Consider the following 1543-nt stretch of genomic DNA (forward strand, 5'->3'; position numbering starts at 1 on the left):
CATCCCTTTAAACATCTTGCTCGACGTAGTCGACGGTGCCGGCAGCGAGGACGCGTGATGTCGCGACCTGTCGGCGCACCTCGCTTCCTGGCGCGTAGCCCTTCTGCTTCCTTGGCTTCGGCCCGCGAGGGTGCTTGAAGAGCATCGCCGGGTCGACGTGCTTTGCCATTGTCACGAGCGTCCGGGCCAGCTGCACCGATGTCTTGCTTTCGTATGGCAGCCAGACTGCCTCCGGAAGGGCGGCCTTCATTCCGCCGTAGTACTCGCGCAACTCGGCCGCGATGTAGAAAGAGGAGATGGGCTTTTCCTTGCACACCGGATGCGCGGTCCGCACCGCCGCCTGCAATAGGGCCAACACGTCGTAGGCCACCAGTGCGACGCAGAATCCAAGCAGGGCGCCCCGAGGCGAGCCAAGGCTTTGCACCTCGCTCTCAAGGACAGACTCCAGGCGACCAAAAAGACATTCAATCCGCCAGCGCGTGCGGTACAGCCGTGCGAGCGTTGTGGCCCCCTTGCGGTCCGCCGGGACATTCGTCAGCAGCCGGATGACGGCTTCGCCGTCCTCAGTGGGCGTGTCGAGTTCAATCTCGATGCGCCGCAGTCGCAGCATGCCACCTGCTCCGTCTGGAATGGACACCGCCTGCTCGAAGACCGTCCCCGTTTCGATGCGCCCCACCTTCCGCCGCGGGCGCTCCTCGGTCGGTGAGGGATTGCGAGCATGCTCCCGCACGAGCAGGAAGGCGTCGTGCGCGGCGAAGGCCTGGAGAATCGAGCGCGTGCTGAATCCCCGGTCCGCCACCCAGAGGTGGCCTGGCTCGACGTGCGGCAGCAAGTGCTTCAGCAGCGAGCGCTCATGGTCATGCGCGTCCTCCCAGGGCAGCACGTCGGCCACCAGGTCCAGGTCCGGGTCATAAAGCACGAGGGATTGGCCTGGCATCGCAGCGCCCCGGAAGCCACGCAACGCAGAAAGGCGCTTGTCACTGGCTGGCAAGTCGTTGCCGTCCACGATGCGGACGGCCATCCCTTCGCACACCGCATCCCCCTGCTCCATTGCACAGCGCACCGGAGCCAACCTGGCGTACGCGCCACGCACCAGCGCCCGGAGGACCGCCGGCTCGGTCCGGTTCACCTTCTTGTAGAGCGCCTGCACCGAGACAGGCAGGCGATGCCGCTGCGCCGCCGCATGCAGCGAGGGGCGCAGGCCCAGCACCACCAAACTCATGCGGTCGACAACGTCGGAGAAGAGCAACTCGCGCTCATACTGTCGCCCCCGGTGCTCCTGGAACGCCGCATCTACCCACGCCGCGTCACAGGCTCGCTCAAGCACCACCCGGGCCATGACGGTGAGTGGACTCTCGGCAACGAAGCGCTTCACGATGGCATCGAACATGACGGTAGACCCCCAGTCCAAGAGTGGCCAAGGGGCCACCGTCCGCCCAGGGGACAGGGCGTGCCGATGGAGCAGCCCCTTGCAGCGCACACCTGCTCGCCAGCCAGCACGCCTCCACGCAGAGAACTGGTGCCGAAGATGTTTAAAGGGGTG

The 1543-nt window shown here is 65.8% G+C and carries 1 protein-coding gene; it reads right to left on the reverse strand.

The genetic code is table 11. The features are described from left to right. Positions 1-7: 7 nt before the first annotated feature. Positions 8-1339, reverse strand: a complete 1332-nt coding sequence (locus D7X55_RS39350; RefSeq protein ID WP_121725693.1) for an IS4 family transposase — start codon at positions 1337-1339, stop codon at positions 8-10. Between the last annotated feature and the right edge of the window lie 204 nt (positions 1340-1543).

It is taken from the genome of Corallococcus sp. AB049A (genome assembly GCF_003668885.1).
Taxonomy (GTDB): domain Bacteria; phylum Myxococcota; class Myxococcia; order Myxococcales; family Myxococcaceae; genus Corallococcus; species Corallococcus interemptor.

Coding starts and splice junctions, on each gene's coding strand:
- D7X55_RS39350 (WP_121725693.1), bottom strand. CDS start 1,339: ATGGCCCGGGTGGTGCTTGAGCGAGCCTGTGACGCGGCGTGGGTAGAT.